The 17,337-nt window shown below is 67.0% G+C and carries 17 protein-coding genes; 8 read left to right on the forward strand and 9 right to left on the reverse strand.

Annotated features, from left to right (window positions below; translation table 11 throughout):
- Window positions 1-59 precede the first annotated feature (59 nt).
- Entirely contained in the window at window positions 60-620 is a 561-nt protein-coding gene (locus ACFTS5_RS12965; protein WP_378630513.1) for a TetR/AcrR family transcriptional regulator, read from the reverse strand.
- 112 nt (window positions 621-732) lie between these two features.
- Here ACFTS5_RS12965 and ACFTS5_RS12970 point away from each other — a divergent pair, with 112 nt between their 5' ends.
- Window positions 733-2,454 (forward strand): ABC transporter ATP-binding protein, encoded by a 1,722-nt coding sequence (locus ACFTS5_RS12970; protein ID WP_378630516.1) that lies wholly within the window; start codon window positions 733-735, stop codon window positions 2,452-2,454.
- Window positions 2,455-2,500: 46 nt separating this feature from the next.
- Here the strand turns inward: ACFTS5_RS12970 and abc-f are convergent, their stop codons facing one another.
- The gene (gene abc-f / locus ACFTS5_RS12975) at window positions 2,501-4,108 is read right to left on the reverse strand and encodes a ribosomal protection-like ABC-F family protein (protein ID WP_378630518.1); all 1,608 of its coding nucleotides are present in this window, start codon (window positions 4,106-4,108) and stop codon (window positions 2,501-2,503) included.
- A 235-nt stretch (window positions 4,109-4,343) separates the two neighbouring features.
- Window positions 4,344-4,832, reverse strand: a complete 489-nt coding sequence (locus ACFTS5_RS12980; protein ID WP_378630521.1) for a DUF6326 family protein — start codon at window positions 4,830-4,832, stop codon at window positions 4,344-4,346.
- A gap of 159 nt (window positions 4,833-4,991) precedes the next feature.
- On the opposite strand from ACFTS5_RS12980, the gene ACFTS5_RS12985 reads away from it, so the two are divergent.
- From ACFTS5_RS12985 to ACFTS5_RS13005, 5 genes are all read left to right on the forward strand, one after another.
- Window positions 4,992-6,131 (forward strand): sensor histidine kinase, encoded by a 1,140-nt coding sequence (locus ACFTS5_RS12985; protein WP_378630523.1) that lies wholly within the window; start codon window positions 4,992-4,994, stop codon window positions 6,129-6,131.
- The gene (locus ACFTS5_RS12990) at window positions 6,128-6,784 is read left to right on the forward strand and encodes a response regulator (RefSeq protein WP_378630526.1); all 657 of its coding nucleotides are present in this window, start codon (window positions 6,128-6,130) and stop codon (window positions 6,782-6,784) included. The genes ACFTS5_RS12985 and ACFTS5_RS12990 overlap by 4 nt, the downstream gene beginning before the upstream one ends.
- 142 nt (window positions 6,785-6,926) lie before the next feature.
- Window positions 6,927-7,778 carry a CPBP family intramembrane glutamic endopeptidase gene (locus tag ACFTS5_RS12995; RefSeq protein WP_378630528.1) on the forward strand — a complete coding sequence of 284 codons (852 nt, stop codon included), beginning with the start codon at window positions 6,927-6,929 and terminating at the stop codon, window positions 7,776-7,778.
- A gap of 136 nt (window positions 7,779-7,914) precedes the next feature.
- On the forward strand, window positions 7,915-9,090 hold the full coding sequence (locus ACFTS5_RS13000) for a sensor histidine kinase (protein WP_378630530.1): 1,176 nt from the start codon (window positions 7,915-7,917) through the stop codon (window positions 9,088-9,090).
- Window positions 9,087-9,785 (forward strand): response regulator, encoded by a 699-nt coding sequence (locus tag ACFTS5_RS13005; protein WP_378630533.1) that lies wholly within the window; start codon window positions 9,087-9,089, stop codon window positions 9,783-9,785. The genes ACFTS5_RS13000 and ACFTS5_RS13005 overlap by 4 nt, the downstream gene beginning before the upstream one ends.
- Here the strand turns inward: ACFTS5_RS13005 and ACFTS5_RS13010 are convergent.
- Window positions 9,725-11,284: an alpha/beta fold hydrolase gene (locus tag ACFTS5_RS13010; RefSeq protein WP_378630536.1), complete on the reverse strand. Its 1,560-nt coding sequence runs from the start codon at window positions 11,282-11,284 to the stop codon at window positions 9,725-9,727. The genes ACFTS5_RS13005 and ACFTS5_RS13010 overlap by 61 nt on opposite strands.
- Window positions 11,285-11,415: 131 nt before the next feature.
- Window positions 11,416-12,183, reverse strand: coding sequence for a hypothetical protein (locus ACFTS5_RS13015; RefSeq protein ID WP_378630538.1), 768 nt, complete (start codon window positions 12,181-12,183; stop codon window positions 11,416-11,418).
- Between the two features lie 153 nt (window positions 12,184-12,336).
- Here ACFTS5_RS13015 and ACFTS5_RS13020 point away from each other — a divergent pair, with 153 nt between their 5' ends.
- Both ACFTS5_RS13020 and ACFTS5_RS13025 read left to right on the forward strand, forming a co-directional pair.
- The gene (locus ACFTS5_RS13020; RefSeq protein WP_378630540.1) at window positions 12,337-12,774 is read left to right on the forward strand and encodes a VOC family protein; all 438 of its coding nucleotides are present in this window, start codon (window positions 12,337-12,339) and stop codon (window positions 12,772-12,774) included.
- 158 nt (window positions 12,775-12,932) lie between these two features.
- Window positions 12,933-13,667 carry a flavodoxin family protein gene (locus ACFTS5_RS13025; protein WP_378630541.1) on the forward strand — a complete coding sequence of 245 codons (735 nt, stop codon included), beginning with the start codon at window positions 12,933-12,935 and terminating at the stop codon, window positions 13,665-13,667.
- Window positions 13,668-13,884: 217 nt separating this feature from the next.
- Here ACFTS5_RS13025 and ACFTS5_RS13030 read toward each other — a convergent pair whose 3' ends face one another.
- The 4 genes from ACFTS5_RS13030 to ACFTS5_RS13045 form a co-directional block, all read right to left on the reverse strand.
- Window positions 13,885-14,328, reverse strand: a complete 444-nt coding sequence (locus tag ACFTS5_RS13030; protein ID WP_378630543.1) for an SRPBCC family protein — start codon at window positions 14,326-14,328, stop codon at window positions 13,885-13,887.
- A gap of 218 nt (window positions 14,329-14,546) precedes the next feature.
- Window positions 14,547-15,443, reverse strand: coding sequence for an SMP-30/gluconolactonase/LRE family protein (locus ACFTS5_RS13035; protein ID WP_378630545.1), 897 nt, complete (start codon window positions 15,441-15,443; stop codon window positions 14,547-14,549).
- A gap of 261 nt (window positions 15,444-15,704) precedes the next feature.
- Window positions 15,705-15,896 carry a ferredoxin gene (locus ACFTS5_RS13040; RefSeq protein ID WP_378630546.1) on the reverse strand — a complete coding sequence of 64 codons (192 nt, stop codon included), beginning with the start codon at window positions 15,894-15,896 and terminating at the stop codon, window positions 15,705-15,707.
- Window positions 15,893-17,320 (reverse strand): cytochrome P450, encoded by a 1,428-nt coding sequence (locus tag ACFTS5_RS13045; RefSeq protein WP_378630548.1) that lies wholly within the window; start codon window positions 17,318-17,320, stop codon window positions 15,893-15,895. The genes ACFTS5_RS13040 and ACFTS5_RS13045 overlap by 4 nt, the downstream gene beginning before the upstream one ends.
- Window positions 17,321-17,337: the final 17 nt, after the last annotated feature.

Below are 17,337 nucleotides of genomic sequence, written 5' to 3' on the forward strand. Positions count from 1 at the left end.
CGGACGCGTGGCTGGGGTGTTCGGGCGGGTCGAGCCGCAGCACGTGGCCCAGATATCGGTCACCCGGGTGAGCGTATTGCTTTGCGCAGGCTCGTCAGTGCCTGTGTCTGCGCATGCATGCGGCTGGCCGACCCGCGGTTGACGTGGTCGACGGCGGCATACAGCAGCGCCCACATCATGTTCAGGATCCACGAGGCGTCGAGCGCTGCGTCGATCGAGCTGTCGTCGCGCCCCCGCTCTATCGCCGCGATCGCGGCGTCGTCGGACAGGCACGATGTGGTCTCGTCGTAGACGCCTGACGTGAAGAACATGACCGTGAGGACATCGCTGAGTTCGAAGTACTCCTGACACAGCCGAAGGACCGCGTCGAGCCCTGTCCCGTCGGCCAGGCACGCACGCTTCGAGGCGTCGGCCACGGCCTGTTCGGTGAGCCGCCCGACGGCAGCGATCAGGTCGGATCGTTCGGAAAAATAGCGGTGCAGCGTCGTACGTCCGACGCGCGCCCTCGCGGCGACTTCCGTCAGCGACGCGTTGGGCGATTTCGCGAACGTCGCCACTGCCGCATCGAGAATCGCGCGACGGGTGCGTTCGCGGGCACTGGTCTCTTCGACATCCTCCACAGAGGCAGCATAAACGAGGTCCATCCTGGATATTCACTTTACTAAAATGGAACAATGATGTTCCATTGGTGGGGTGACGACGATAGCGCCTCCCATCGAAACCGCTCCACCGATGACCATGTCGAACCTGGGTGTCCTGATCGGCTATGCCCGACCGCACACACGCACCCTGCTGATCGGACTCGTACTCGCCCTCGGCAGTTCCGCGACGGTGATGGCGACGCCGATGGTGACCAAGTCGATCCTCGACGCACTCGGCACGGGCGCGTCGATCATGGGCCCGACCGGTGCCCTGTTGGTGCTGCTCGTCATCGGCGCCGCACTCGGATGGGGCTACTGGATCCTGCTCGGGACCGTCGCCGAGAACATCGTCTTCGACGCGCGCACGTCGCTCGTTCGACGACTGCTCGGCGCGACGGTTCCGTCGGTGCAGGCGCGCCCCACCGGCGAGTTGGTCACGCGCGTCACGGCCGACACCTTGCTGCTGAAGGAGGCCGCGTCGTCAGCGGTGATCGGCATCATCAACGCCACCTTCCTGACGGTGGGCACCGTGATTCTCATGGGTGTGCTCGACATGATGCTCCTCGGCGTCACCGTGCTGGCTATCGTCGTCGTCGGCATGCTGTTCGGAACTCTCATGCCGCGAATTGCCAAGGCGGACGCGCAAACTCAGGAATCGCTCGGCCGCCTCGGCGGCGTGCTGGAAGGCAGTCTGCGTTCGGTGCGCACCGTCAAGGCGGCACGTGCCGAGCATCGCATCGCCACGTTGATCGGCGCCGACGCACGCAACGCCCGGACACACGCGATCGAGTCGGTGCGCGTCTCGGCGACGGCATGGACCGTCGCGTGGACCGGCGTGCAGGGCGCCATCATCGCGATCCTGGCCATCGGCGCCTGGCGCGTCGACAACGGTTCGCTGACCGTCTCGACGCTGATCGCGTTCCTGCTGTACGCGTTCACCTTGATGGGACCGATCCAAGAACTGACCACGCACATCACGGCCATGCAGTCGGGTATCGCGGCCGCCATGCGTATTCGGGAGATGGAGACGCTGCACGCCGAAGCAGATGTGGCGCACGAGCCTGCGCCGGCGACGACCGCCGAGCCCGACGCCGCCTTGCGTTTCGACGACGTCACGGTCCGCTACACACCTGACGCACCGCACGCATTGAAGGGATTGACGCTGCGGATTCCGGCGACCGGCCATACAGCCATCGTGGGTCCGTCCGGCGCGGGCAAGACAACGGTGTTCTCGACAATCCTGCGATTCGTCGAACCCGACACCGGGACCGTCTCGGTGGGCGGCGTGGCGTACCGGAACCTGACGATGTCGGAGGTTCGTGCGCGGATCGCGTATGTCGAGCAGGAATCCCCTTTGGTGCCGGGCACATTGAGCGACAACCTGCGGTTCCTGCGGCACGGTGCCACCGACGACGAGGTGGCCGAGGTTCTTCGCCTTCTCCGACTCGACTCGGTCGTCGCGGCCCAGCCGAAAGGCCTGGACACCCACGTTCGCGACACCGACCTTTCGGGCGGGCAGCGGCAACGGATCGCGATGGCACGCGCGATGCTCGGTGACGCCGACGTGCTGCTTCTCGACGAAGCGACGTCGCAGATCGACACTCTGACCGAGGCATCGATCGTCGAAGCGATCGCCGTGCGGGCGCGCACCCACGCCGTCGTCACGATTGCTCACCGCTTGTCGACCGTGCGGCACGCCGATCGGATCGTCGTGATGGACGACGGCAGCGTACGCGCGGTCGGGACGCACGACGAGTTGATGCGCGCCGACGACCTCTACGCGCGGATGGTCCGTGCCGGTGGATTCGGATAATCGCATGTTGTCTCGGCCATGGCGGGCCGCGGCAGGTCTACACAGCTCACACGGAGGCCGACGCCTGTAAGGCGAGGTGGGTGCCTTCCCAGCGGCTGCGCAGTCGCCGGTCGTGGCTGACGACCACGATGGCTCCCGGGAAATGAGCGAGCGCGGTTTCCAACTCCTCGACCAGACCTGGCGACAGATGGTTGGTCGGCTCGTCGAGGAGCAGCACGTCGACGGGTTCGGTGACCAAGCGCGCCAAGGCGAGGCGCTGGCGCTGGCCGGTGGACAGGTCCTCCACACGCGTCGTGAACTGGGAGACGTCGAACAGGCCGAGTGAGAGCAGTTGGTCGCCGTGGAATTCTGGGTCACCCGGGCGATCGCGCGCGAAGGCGACGAACATCATGCGTCCGCGGACGGCGGGCGGTGGTTCCTGCGCGAGGTAGCCGATCTTGCCGGTCCGGGCGACGGTGCCGGTGTCGGGTGCGAGCTCGCCGGCCAGCACCCGTAACAGGGTGGTCTTGCCCGCGCCGTTCGGGCCGGTGATCAGCAGGCGGTCGCCCGCGGCGAGCGTCACGCTGGTCGGCTCGAGTCTGCCTGCGACGGAGATCCCGGTGGCCTCGAGCCCGGCCCCGTGTGGGCGTGTGGTCGCCAGGGTGGCCGCGAATCGAAGGGGTTTCGGCGGTGCCGGCACCGGGTTGGCGAGCAGGCGCCGCAGCCGTTCCTGCGCATTGCGAACCCGGCTGGCCACTGATTGCTGCACCCGTCCACCGGCTCGGCCGTAGGCCATCTTGTTGTTGTCTGCCATCGCCCGGCCCGGTGCGACCCTGCGGGCGGTGGTGTCGGCGGCCTCGCGGAATCGTTCGGTATCGGCCAGCCATTGCGCGTGCGCCTGCACCCATCGCGCTCGTTCGGCTGCCTTTTCCGCCAGGAATCCTGGGTAACCGTCGTTGTATCGGACGACGCGCCGGCGGTCCGCGTCGACCTCCAGCAGACTGGTAGTCACCCGTTCGAGGAAGGCCCGATCGTGAGAGACCGCCACCGTTGTGCCCCGCCGGGCGAGCAGGTGGTCTTCGAGCCAGGTCAGGGCGACGTCGTCGAGGTGGTTGGTCGGTTCGTCCAGTAACAGCAGTTCCGGAGCAGCCGCCAGCACCGCAGCCAGGCGCAGTCGGACCTGCTCACCGCCCGACAGCTCGCCGATCGTGCGGTCGCGATCCACCAGGCCCAATCCCAGTCCGTGGATAGCCTGTTCCACTCGCGCATCGGCGCCGTAGCCGCCGTGATGTTCGAAAAGTAGTGTCAGGTCACCGTATTCGTCGATTCCGGACTCGTCGCCGTCGGCCATCGCGATCTCGAGGCGGCGCATGCGGGCTTCGACCGCTCGCAGCTCGGTGAGGGCCTGGTCGATGAGCTGCTGCACAGTGAGGTGCTGGGGGAGTTGCTCGTCTTGCGCGAGGTAGCCGACACCACCCTCGGCGTGGACGACGATCTCGCCGCGATCGGGCTGCACCCGCCCGGCGAACAGACGCAGGAGGGTGGTCTTGCCGGAGCCGTTTTCGCCGATGATCCCGGTGCGCTCGCCGACGTCGAGCGAACATGTCACATCCGTGAGAACGGGATCGCCGTCGTAAGACTTGCTGACCGCGAGCGCGGTGATCTGGGTTGGCATGGCACACTCCGAAGCATTCGAGGACGACGCAGTCGGGGGACCGCGGGGCCGGGTGAAAAGCTCGGAAGAATGGGCAACCTCGCTTGCGTACGGCAACTGTCGCACCACGGTAGCAAGACGACGATGGCCTGATCACGGCCGCTCGAAGTCCTTGTGGACATGGTGCCCGACCAGTCTGTGAAAGCCTTCCCCGCAGGTACGGATCAACGCCTGCGAACCCGGCTTCACTCTTGGTTCACGCTTGCTGCTGCGCGCGAACGGTTTCGAGGTCCGGGCCGGTCGCCATGGTCGCCGAAGGTGCGGTGCGGGGCCAGGTCCAGGCGTACCGCAGGATGAGGGCGAGAAGGATCAATTCCAATGCGACGCCGAGGCCGTAGAAGTACAGCCAGGACGCGCCCACCACATTGAATACCGTGACGGGGACGTAGAGCGAAGCCACGATGAGGTTCGCGATGCGGTTGACCCCGGCGGGCAGCGTCATCGACAGCACGACCATGAAGATCGGGATAGCCATGAGGATCAGCGCTGAGGTCGAAAAGGTTTGGGAGAGGCTGAATTCGAAGACCCTGCCGTCGAGGATGTCCTCGACGACGCCGGGCGTGAAGAAGTTGAGAATGTCCACGTAGGCGTACAGGAACATGAAGCTCGTCCATGCTGCGGCGAGCTCGGCTCGTACCGGCATCGGCTGGTCTTCCAGGGTGGTGGTGAGTTGACGTGATTTCATCATGGGCTCCGTTGTGGGGCGGATCGGTAGGTCAACGATCGCTGAGCCCGGCGCCGGGCACACCCGCCCGGAGGCTGGAGTTCACCTGGCCGATGGCATGGTCTCCGTCTCGTACTTTCGGCGGATACGCCGAGGCGCGCCGATCCCTAGGCTGGAGCCGTGGTCACTGTCCGTCGCTCCATCTGGCACGAGCCTCGGCCCGCTGACGCCCCACCCATCGGTCGTCTCGACTGGCTGCTGGTGGGGGTGTTCACGGGCGCCACCTTGGTCGAAGGCATCGTTGCGCCGGGCTTGGCCTGGCGACCCGTTGTGGTGGTGCTCGCGCTGGCGCTGATGCCTGCCCTGCTCTGGCGGCGAAGCCACCCCCTGATGGCCGCCCTGGTCGGGTGGGGCGTCGCCGGTCTGCTCTCGATCCTCCAGCTGACCACGCACGCCGGGGACCTCGGCCTCTACTCCACGATGGCCGTCCTGATCCTGCTCTACTCCCTGGTGCGGTGGGGCTCGGGACGGGAGATCGTCTTGGGCACGGCGTTCGTGACAGTCGTTGTCGCGCTGGGGATGTACGCCTCCTCCGCGGGCTGGTCCGATGTTTTCGGCGGGAGCGTCCTCTTGCTGTTGCTCGTCGCCCTGGCGGCGGTGTTCCGCTACCGGGTGGACCTCTGGCATCGCCAACAGCGCGAGATCCGCAATCAGGAACGGGTAGCGCTGGCGCGCGAGCTGCACGACACCGTGGCCCACCACGTCTCGGCCATCGCGGTGCAGGCGCAGGCCGGTGGCGTGGTCGCCGCCATCCAGCCCGAGAAGGCTGCCGAGATCCTGGCGGCGATAGAGTCCGAAGCGTCGCGAACCCTGGCGGAGATGAGATCCATGGTGCGGGTGCTGCGTGAGGAGGACGCCGTCGCCTACGCACCGCAGCTCGGTGTCGCGGACCTGCCTGCTCTGGCGCGCGCCGACGCGACGCCCACCGTCGAGGTCTCGCTGTCCGGTTCGTTGACCCGGCTGGCACGGCCCGTGGACGCCGCGCTCTACCGGCTCGCGCAGGAGTCGCTGACCAACGCCGTACGGCACGCCCCGAGCGCGACCCGCGTCGGAATCGACGTATGCCGCGAGGGTGACGCCGTCACGCTGCGTGTCAGCGACGATGGACAGACCGAGCCGGGGCCGGTCCCGGAGCCTGGATTCGGGCTGCGCGGCATGGCCGAACGCGCCCAGCTCCTGGGCGGATCGCTCTCCGCGGGGCCGGGGCCAGAGGGCGGCTGGGTGGTCGAGGCCGTGCTTCCGGTGGAGGCGCCGGCATGAGCATTCGTGTTGTCGTAGCCGACGACCAGGACTTGGTCCGGACCGGGCTGGTGATGATCCTCGGCGCGCAACCCGGCCTCGAGGTCGTGGGAGAGGCGGCAGACGGGCTCGCAGCACTCGACCTGGCGACCCGGCTGCGTCCCGATGTCCTCCTGGTCGACATCCGGATGCCCGGGCTCGACGGCGTCGAGGTGACGCGACGCCTTGCCGGGCGAGGCGTCACGGACCCGATGGCGGTCGTCGTGATCACCACCTTCGACCTCGATGAGTACGTCCTCGGCGCCCTACGCGCCGGCGCCCGCGGCTTCCTGCTCAAAGACGCCGGGCCGCAGCTCCTCGTGCAGGCCATCCACGCGGCGGCCAACGGCGACGCGCTGATCGCACCCAACGTCACCCGCCGGCTGCTGGCGACCTTCGCCGGCCAGGCGCCGGTGGTACCGGTCCAGCCGATCGACCCGCTCACCGACCGCGAGGAGGAGGTGCTCGCGCTCGTGGCGCGCGGCCGGACCAACGCCGAGATCGCCACCGAGCTCTTCGTCGGCCTGAGCACCGTCAAGACCCACGTCGCATCGTTGATGTCCAAGCTCGACGCCCGCAACCGCGTCGAGATCGCGATGTGGGCATACGACACCAGACGCGTGCGAGCCGACTAGCGGGTCCACATCACACCCGTGAGGTCCGCTCGCCCAACGATGAGTGCGGCCGGTCGTGGGTGTCGGGTAGGGGAGCTTTTCAGGGTAAAACTCCGGGTATTTCCGGGATTCGGAGACCGAAACGTATTGCTACGGTCCGTGAATGAACCATGATGCCTGCAGGACAGTCCGTGCGCGCGGCAGTGCTACCGAATCGAATGTCATCGAAATCGCGTGGTTCTTCGCGATCGCCATCGTGCTGTGCTACGCGCTGTCCGTTCCGATGGTCTTTCGGCTGGTCTCCACGGACTTCGACAACCTGATCGTTCCGATCCTGCAAATGACCCCGCTGCTCGCTGCGATCATCATGTGGCTCGTCCGACGACCCGGAACGTTCGGAGAAACATTCGCCACCGGGTGGCGCGGCACACCCAAGTGGGCAGGCATCGGCATCGGCCTCATCACCGCGATCGCCGCCATCCAGGCCGGCATCGCACTGGCATCGGGGATCTGGCCGCTCAACCCGCTCGACCAGATCTTGGCGGCGACAATATGGGTCATTCCGGTCTTCCTCCTGCAGTCGGTCTTCGCGATCGGCGAGGAGTTCGGCTGGCGCGGCTGGCTGGCGACCCGCGCCGCGTCATGGGGATTCTGGCCGCTGGCCCTTGCCAGCGGTGTGGTCTGGATCGTCTGGCACCTGCCGGTGCTCGCCGTCATCGGAGACCGCCCACCGTGGGACATCGTCATCTATTTCGCGGGCATGCTGCCGTGGGCGCCGCTGCTGCTCGCGCTTCGCTGGCGGTCGGGCAGTGTCTGGCCGGCAGTCATGACGCACGGAGCGATCAACAGCGTCCGGGTGTACCTGCTGCAATCGGTCCCCGATGCGACAGATCATCTGCTCATCGAGGTGATCGGCTGGGTGCTGACGCTCGCCGCTGCGCTGTGGCTGGTGCGCACGAGCCCGGCGCCGGTCGTGCAGGGAGCCGCTGAAGTTCACGCCCTTCCGCGAGGCTGAACGGTAGCGCCCCATGGAAACCCCTGGCCCGGCGAGTAATCCGCGCAGGACATCTACCCGAAGTTGTGGTCGATGTGCCCGGCTGTCACTCCTGAGAGCGACGCGCCGGTCAGGTCGGAAAATCTAGGGTGAGCACATGGTGGACGAAGGGCTCGTGCGTTGGTGGCGGGCACATCCGGTGGCGGCCGACGCAGGGACCGCGTTCGCGTTGCTCGGCGTGTGTGTGCTGATGGGTTTGCTCGTCAACGGCGGGGTCGTGTACTTCGGGCTCACGGTCGCGTTGCTGGTGCCACTCATCGGGCGGCGACGGTGGCCCTCGGCTACAGCGGTGGCGGTCGCGGCGGCGGCGGGCGTGCAATGGCTGACCGTGCGCGACACCATCGGCGCGCTGCCCGCCGATCTCGCCGTGCCGGTCGTCGTCTATACCGTCGCGGCACACGGTAGCCGCGACGCAGGCAGACTCACGCTCGTCGCGGGCTTGGGTGGCGCGGTGCTCGGCGGCTGGAGCTGGCCGCAACTGCCCATGCCTGCGGTGGCCCATCTACTGGTCGGGTCGGCGCTGGCGGGAACTGTCGCGGCAGCCTGGCTCGGTGGCGCATGGCAACGATCACGACACAGTGAGTTCGCCGCGTTGGCGGCGCACGCGGCGCTGCTCGAGCGGGAAGGCGCACAGCGCACACGGCTCGCTGTGCTCGAGGAGCGCACCAGGATCGCGCGCGATCTCCACGACATCCTGGCTCACTCGCTGGCGGTGATCATCGCTCAGTCCGACGGCGGTCGCTACGCGGCCCGGGCCGAACCCCACCGCGCGATCGATGCGTTGCAAGCGATCGGCGACCATGGCCGGGCCGCGCTCGCCGATACCCGCCGCGCCATCGGCGTCCTGCGGGAAGACACCCACGGGGAACCGAACCCGGCGCCCACCCCGGGAATCGCCGAGCTGACAGACCTCACCGACGACCTGCGCGCGGCAGGGCTGTCGGTCACCCTGTCCACCGATCTGCCCGCTGATCCGCTCGATACCGGGCTGGGACTGCTCGCCTACCGCATCGTGCAGGAAGGCTTGACCAATGTTGTCAAACACGCGGGTCCGACAGCGCGCGCCGAGGTCTCGGTACGCACCGATGCCAGGTGGCTGAGAGTCGAAGTCACCGACGACGGGCACGCCGGGTCGACGGGCAGCCCGGGTGGGTTCGGCCTGATCGGGATGCGCGAACGGGTCGAATCCTACGGCGGCACCGTCACTCTCGCCTACCGCGACGGCGGAGGGCATCACCTGGCAGCCAGGATTCCGCTGACGGAGCAACGATGATCCGAGTTCTGCTGGTCGAGGATCAGGAACTGGTGCGCACAGGGTTGCGCATGGTCGTGGACTCCCAGCCCGACCTGACGGTGGTCGGTGAGGCGGGTGAGGGATCACAAGGCGTCGAAGCCGCGACACGGCTACTCCCGGATGTAGTCGTCATGGATGTGCGCATGCCCGGCACCGACGGTATCGAAGCCACCCGCCGACTCCTGGCGCTGTCCGGGCCTCCGCGTGTGCTGGTGCTGACGACCTACGACCTCGATGACTACGCCCTGGCCGCTGTTCGAGCCGGTGCGAGCGGCTTCCTGCTCAAAGACGCACCGGCCGAACAATTCCTGTCCGCCATCCGTTCGGTGCACGCCGGTGACGCGGTGCTGGCCGCCTCGACCACCCGTCGGTTACTCGGTCGCCTCGCGCCGCCCGTCGACCCCACCGCGCGCCACCTGGTGGATGCCCTCACCACCCGCGAGGTCGAGGTACTGCGGGTCATGGCGCGCGGCCTGTCCAATGCCGAGATCGCCGCGGAACTCGGCATCGGGGCGGGAACGGTGAAAACCCATGTGCGCCATATTCTGACCAAGCTCGCGGTCCGGGATCGAGTACGGGCGGTGATCGTGGCGCACGAGGCGGGCCTCGCCGGTCATGGTTCGGCCCGGTCGCAGGTCGCGTCGCCGGACGGAAGGACGCCGTCCAGGAGGTAGGCCGTCACGGTGTCATCGATACAGGCCGAACTGTCGAACAGATAGACACCGTGCCTGAATGCAGGTCGCAAGGTCAGCGACCGCGCCGCGGGCATGACCGTCCGCAACGCCCGCAGTCCTGCCGACGGGGCGACCGGGTCGCCGTCGGCGCCGACCAGCAACGCCGGGATCTGGTTGTCGATCTCGGTCGGCGGCTCGCTCGGCGATACCGGCCACATCGCACACGGGCCGAGGTGACGGGCCAGCGCGCCGAACAGGGGCTCCTCAGCATGATGCAGCTCGATATCGGTGAAGTAGTCCTCCGCCGCGCGGGCCGGACGGTCCGCGCACTGATTGGCGACCGTTGCGCTGAAGCCGAACTCGGGCGTCACGGCGGTGTCGGCGTAGAGGCCCAACTTGATCGCCAGGCCGGGCGGCGGCTCGACCTGCACTCCTCGCGACGCATCGATCAATGCTCGGATTTGATCACCGAAGGCGCTGTACGACTCGGCGGAGTCGTCGACGGTGAGCAGCAGGCCGGGGATCAGGTCCGCGGTCACGGTGATCCCGGCCAGCGTGATCGGCGCGTCGCGCACGCGATCGACGAGGTCGCGTATCTCGCCCGATACCGCTGCGGAGGTAGTACCGAGACCGATGTCCTGCTCGGCGGCCCAGCGAGCCCAGTCCGCCAAGGCCGCGGCATCGGCCGGCGCGGTGTCGCGGGTGAGATCGGGCCCGGCGGCACGGGGATCGAGTGGGCTGTCGAGAACGAGGCGGTCGACGTGCTCGCCGAACATCTGCGCATACACCGCACCCAGATAGGTGCCCCACGACCACCCCAGATACGACAGCGACGTTTCGCCGAGCAGTGTGCGCAGCAGGTCCAGGTCCCGCGCCACCGTGCGCGTGGACGCGTGCGGCAACAGATCCCGCCATGGTTCGCACCCCGACGCCAGATCGCGGGCGGCGACGACAACGCGATCGAATCCGGCTCGGTCGACTGGCGCCGCCTGCGCCACGTTCAGATACTCGCTTGTCGGCCAACCACATTCCAACGGCGTACTGGCTCCGAAGAATCGTGGATCGAAGCCGACCACGTCGTAACGCTCGGCGAGCTCCGGTGCGCCATGACCCCCTTCCGGTCCGTCGATCAGCAGCGCGACCCCATCGCGAGACGGTCCGGGCCCTCCCGTCTCGACCACGAGCGTGCCGAGGCGCCGCGCGGCATCACCAGCGGGGCGACGTGCCACTGCGACGGTGATCGTTTTCCCGGCTGGCGCCGCGTAGTCCAGGGGAGCGCTGAACTCACCGCACTGCGCGCCCGCGGCCGCCAGCCGCCGCCCGACCTCGTCGTCCGCGCCGGCCTCGCAGTCGTGCCATGCGATGGTCTGGTCGTGGAAGCCGATCTGGTGTTTTTCGGTCGGGTCGGGCGTTTCGGAAGGTCCGCACCCGGTGATCGCAGCGGCACACACCATCGAGGCCACTGCCACCGTGGCGAATTCGTTTCTGGAGATAGTCACCCGTTCCACGGTATTTTCGGCGACCCGTCCGGGCGTCTACCCTCCGAACGAGATCTGGCCCCGCCGACCTACTCCGGAAAGAACAGCTGTACTGCCAGGCGACCCTTCACGCCATCACCCCGACGGTCAGGTCATCCTCCAGAATGTGATCGTGTGAGCCCCATCCCGACCCGGTTCAGCATCTGGCCGAGCAGGTGGAGAGTTCGGGCTGGTGTCGGCGCTCCGGGGGAGGTGCTCTTCCAGTAGGCGGTGGTGAATGACTCGACGGTTGCGAGGGTCTGGTCGTCGTTCCCGGCGGCAAATACCAGAATGAAACGCACGTAGTCGCCGATGTCGGTGCCCAGGGGGTGCTGCTCGACAAAACCCTGAAGCCGCGGGGTCAAGGCGGGCAGCGTGCTGACTGTAGGGAATACGACGGCGAGACCCGCGAGCGCCAGCCGGACTGCCGGACATTCGGGTGCCCACCGGGCGAGCAGGTCCGGTGTGCAAGAGCGGACCGCCTCGCGGGCTCGGTCCTCGTTGCCGGGATCTGCGTACCGCGGTGTGTCGGGCCAGCAGTCGCCCAGGCGGCGGTCCGCGACAGTCGCGATGCTGAACAGCAGGCTGATCGCCCGGAAACGCTGCTGCGGTGGCACCCGGTCATCGACGGCCAGCGCTGCCAGCACAGGGACGCCTTCGGCGGTATGCGGCTGGCAGGTGTCCTGATGGAGGAACCCGTCGTAGAAGTCTCCGAGGAAGAACCTGTCGTCCGTCCAGTACGGGTCCACCGAGGACTGGAACAACATCGCGGCCTGTGGTGGCCGCGGGTCTGTCAGACGCTCGGCGATGACGTCCCGGAAGACCTGCCGGATCCGCGGCTCGTCCGGCAGAACGTTCCGCTCGGGGGTGCGGATGCTCATAGCCGTCGCAGCCTAGCGGTCCTCGCTGCCTACAGCCGTCTTGTGCGGTTGTCAGCGGGGCCGGGCAGTTCGCTGGTCGCACTGCGGCGCAGCGAGTGTGTCAACAGATCGGGAGTGGGAACGCGCACGGTAACTCGAACCGAAGGAGCCCTCGTGACCAGTCGCCCAGACCTCCCCGCGCCCGAACAGGGTCTGATCCTCACCCATTTCCTGACCGTGCGCGATGTGGTCCGCTCGCGCGATTTCTACGCCGACATTCTTGGTGGCCAGGTCGTTCTCGCGGAAAATCCGGCTATCGTCAAGGTCGCCAACAGCTGGATCATCATGAATCCCGGCGGTGGACCCACCCCGGACAAGCCCGACATCACGCTGGCACCGCCGACGGCCGGCGAGGTGGTCTCGTCGTTTCTCAACGTGCGGGTCGCCGACATCGCTGCCTTCTATACCGACGCCACCGCCAAAGGCGCACAGTTCTTGACCGAGCCGCTGGACCGCAAAGCCGAACTGCGGTGCTACCTGCGCGACCCTGACGGCTACTTGATCGAGGTCGGTCAGGCCACCGGGATGCTGAAAGGCATCTTCGCCGACTGACCGACACGCTACCGTCGCTCGTTCGCGACGAAATCCACCGCGCTCCAGCGACTCGAGTGATCGAACAGTCACACCAAAGAGATGGGAGCACCAGTGCCGCAACACAATCCCCGCCTACTGCTCTGCCGGGTGCTCGGCCTTCGAGTCGGGCCGAGGCGATGACCGGGCCCGAGGCGGTGACCGAACCGGGCCCGCGCTTCGACGATCTGCGGGCGCTGTTCATCAATTGCACGCTCAAACGTTCGCCCGAACCCAGCAATACCGACGGGCTGGTGCGGTTGAGTGCGCAGATCATGCGTCGGCGCGGTGTCGAAGTCGAGGAGCTGCGCGCGGTCGACCACGATATCGCGACCGGAGTGTGGCCCGACATGACCGAGCACGGAGCCCCGACCGATGAATGGCCGCAGATCTTCTCGCGCGTGCTCGACGCCGACATCCTGGTTTTGTGCGGACCGATCTGGCTGGGCGACAACAGTTCGGTGATGAAACGGGTGATCGAACGCCTCTACGGATGCTCGTCGATGCTCAACGATGCCGGTCAATACGCCTACTACGGGCGGGCAGCGGGGTGTCTGATCACCGGTAACGAAGACGGTATCAAGCACTGCGCGATGAATATCCTCTACAGCCTGCAGCACCTCGGATACACCATTCCGCCGCAAGCTGATGCCGGATGGATCGGGTCGGTCGGTCCGGGACCGTCCTATCTCGATCCGGATTCGGGCGGACCGGACAACGACTTCACCAACCGCAATACGTCGTTTATGACCTTCAACCTCATGCACGTGGCGGCCATGCTGCGACGCAACGGCGGAATCCCGGCCTTCGGAAACCAGCGCAGCGAGTGGGACGCCGGATGCAGGCCCGACTTCGACAATCCGGAGCACCGATGAAACGCACCGAGGAATGGATCGAGCGCGGTATGGCCTGCCCGCGTGCCGAATACCGGCGCTGATCCGGTGAGCGCGCGGCCACCGCCGACAGACATCAGGTCACCGGAGGAGGCACCCCGTGCTTGGCGAGGTCGGTGGTGTGCATGTCGATGCAGAACGCGTCGGTCGCTGCCACGACGAGCGACGCCGGATCCGGATTCCGCGAGGCTGGTGACAGTCAGGACCCGATGCGGTCGTCGAGACATTTCAAGACCCAGCTGAACGCGGCCGAGGCGATGAGTTTGCTGGCGGGACCGAACACGAATCCGATACCCCGCACGGGTGAATCGAACTCCGATGTCCACGTGATCAGGGTCGTGCCTGGCGAGGTCGGCTCGAACTCGACACGGCCGAGTCTGTGCTGCAACGGTGGCCGCGCCTTGCGGATCCTGTACTCCATCAGGACGGGCCGGTCGAAGGCCGTGATCTCTTCACGGAACCAGGCGATGCCGGCGTTCACCTCGCGGATCGCGCCGAGCCCGTTCGGTTCGGTGTCGCCGGGCCGGACCACAGCGGCCGACGCGATGCCGGGCACCAGCGCCAGCGCCGCATGGTCGGTGTAGGCGTCGAACACCACTTCGATCGGGGCGTCGATGCTGCGTTGCACTTTCACGACTGTCATGGACAGAAATCCCTTCGGTTCACCACGGTCCGGCTGGGACCGGGACGGTTTGGCGGAGACGCGCACGGTATGTCGGCGTGCACGAGGGCCACCTCTCGCACGAACACTTCCGTCTTCTCGGCCGTCGGTACCACCTTCATCGGGGAGAATCACCGGTCACGGGCACACGATCAACTCGACATCCGTTTCCGCAGTAACCTTCCTGGACGAGGCAGCTATCAGGGGGCGGTTCGGGCATTGGAGTCGAAGGCACCCGGTATTTCGTAGATCGCGCCGCTGAAGGTGGCGGCGAACAGACGGCCGGCGGAGAAGCCGGTCGTACCGCGACCGTAGGTGACGACGCTGGTCGACGGGGCTGCGGTGCCGAGGACGCAGTACCGGCCGGGTGAGTCGATGCGGACGATGCGGCCAGAGAGGTTGAAGGGGACGACGGGTCGATTCTGTGAGTCCAAGGTCAGCCCGTCGGGTGTACCGAAGGTGTCGGTACCGGACAGGTCCAGCAGCGATTGTGGTGCACCGGGATTCGCGGTGGGTATCCGGCTGACGCCAGGGTTGACGAAAGTCCGTGAGATATAGAGGTATTCGTCGTCGGCGTCGAGCACAGCACCGTTGGCGCTGGGGAACCTCGCCCAGTCCGCCTGCACCGCGCCGTTCGGGCCGACACGGCCGACGAGGTTGCCGAAGTCGTTGGTGGCGTAGACGGTTCCGTCGCCCGCGACGTCCATGCCGTTGGCGGCGCTGAGACCCGAGGCGAACGGCGTCACCGCACCGGTATCGGGGTCGACCTGGACGATGCCTGCCAGGTGCACCAGATCGCCGATGACGACCCGGGCGTCCGCGCCGTAACCGACCAGCAGTTTGCCGTCTCGGGTCCAGGCGAGCGCACCGGCGCCGCCGCTGGGCACGGTGGCGATGACTACCGCGGGGGCGCCGGGGGCGTCGATCCGCAAGACGTGTCCGCTCACCAGGTCTGTGGCGTACGCGCGGCCCTGGGAATCGACGGTGAGACCTTCCAGGGCACCCGACACAGCACCTACCTGCACCGCCGACTGACCGGCGCCCGGGCAGTCGGCGGCAGCTTGTGCGTGCGGTGCGGAGATGGCTGTCGCGGCCATGAACGCCGCTGCTGTGACGGGTAGGACAATTCGATGCAGGGCCTGCACGCGTACCTCGCTATGTCGGGTGGCTCGTCGGTCCGGATGAGGTGGAACTACTTGTCGACCTGCCTACCGACTTCGGTCACAGTTGCCGGGGACGAGGACGGCTGCACAGCGTCGATCGTATTCGTGCGATCCAGGGTCGCCGATCGCCACGCGGCCGACCTCGCCTCGTTCTCCCCAGAGCGCCGGCGGCGTCATCGGCGGCGCGAGGGTACTTCAGTCGAACAGGCGCAGAGCCGCCACCGGGCAGCTGTCGACCGCCAGCCGCACGTCGTCGAGGTCGGCATCGGTTACCTGGTCCGTCAGCACCGTCACGTTGCCTTCGTCGTCGACCCGAAAGATGTCGGGCAGCAATGCTTCGCACATGCCGTGGCCCTCGCACCGGGTGCGGTCGGCGGCGATCTTCATGCGGACACCGAGGCGCCGAGGCGTTCGAGCCGGATGGGTAGGCCGTCGAGGGGGACAGGGCCGGTCGCCCAGCCCATCGGCGGCGTGTAGTCGGCGGGCACGGTCCAGCGGTAGTGCAACAGCATGCGGTGCATGATCGCCTTGACTGTCATACCGCCGAAATAGAGTCCGATGCATTTGTGTGCGCCACCACCGAAAGGCGCCCAGGTATAGCGGTGGGCCTTGTCCTCGTGCCGTTCGGCCGTGAACCGTTCGGGATCGAACACGTCGGGGTCGTTCCACCAGCGGGCCTGACGCATGGCCGAGTACGACCCGATCATCACCAAGGTGCCGGCGGGGACGAACTGACCCTGAATCGCGGCATCCCGCACGGTTTCGCGGATCTGCTGTCCGACAGGGGAGTACATCCGCAGAATCTCTTTGAAGACCAGATCCAGGGCCGGCAGCCGGTCCAGATCTGCATAGTCGAGTGACTCTTTGCCCAACGCCTGCGATTCGGCGCGCAGCCGGTCCTGCCATTCGGGATGCAATCCGAGCTGGTACCCCATCATCGACACCGCGATCGTGCTGGTGTCGTGCGCGCCGAGCAGGACGAAGATCAGATGGTCGACGATATCCTGGTCGGTGAAGGTATGGCCTTCCTCGGAAGCGGTGCGGCACAACACGCTGAACAGATCCTCGCCGTTTCCCGCGCGTTTGGCAGGCAGCTCGCGACGACAGTGATCTTCCAGCACTGCGCGCCCGCGCAGTCCGCGTGCCCACAATCCGCCGGGCAGATTCGTGCGCACCAGCGCCTGGCCGCCACGCACCGCATCGATGAACGCCCGCTCCAGCCCGGCGGCCTCCGGCCCGAGATTCGCCCCCATGAACACTTCTGAGGACAAGCTGAGCAGCAGGCGTTTGGCCGCCGGGTAGAGCTGGAAATCGCGATTCGGCGTCCAGTCGCGCATACCGCGCTCGATGGCCGGACTGGTGATATCGAGATAGCCGACCAACCGCGGTCGGGTGAAGGCCTGCTGCAGAATCCGACGATGGTAGCGGTGTTCCTCGAAGTCGCGCAGCAGGATGCCGCCGCGAAAGAACGGACCGATGAAGAAGGTATAGCCGCGCTGCGCGGAATACACCTTGTCGCGGTCGGCGAGTACCTCTTCGGTGGCCTCCGGTCCGGCGACCATGACAACGCGTCGCCCGACAAGTCCGGCCCAGTGCACCGGCCCGTACTTGTCGAAACGGCGGCGGGCGAAATCGAGACTGTCGCTCATCGCGGGTATCGCGTGCCCGATGAGCGGGACGCCGTAATCGCCCATGATCGGACGTAATCCGCTGCCGGGCAGCGGGTCTGCCAGCGCGCGGGTCTGCGAAGGATATCGCTCGGCAATAGCGGATACGGCGGACTTGGCCCGTCGGCCCAGGGTCGACATCATGTTCGTTGTCCTCTCGC

It is taken from the genome of Nocardia sp. NPDC056952 (assembly GCF_042674185.1).
Taxonomy (GTDB): domain Bacteria; phylum Actinomycetota; class Actinomycetes; order Mycobacteriales; family Mycobacteriaceae; genus Nocardia.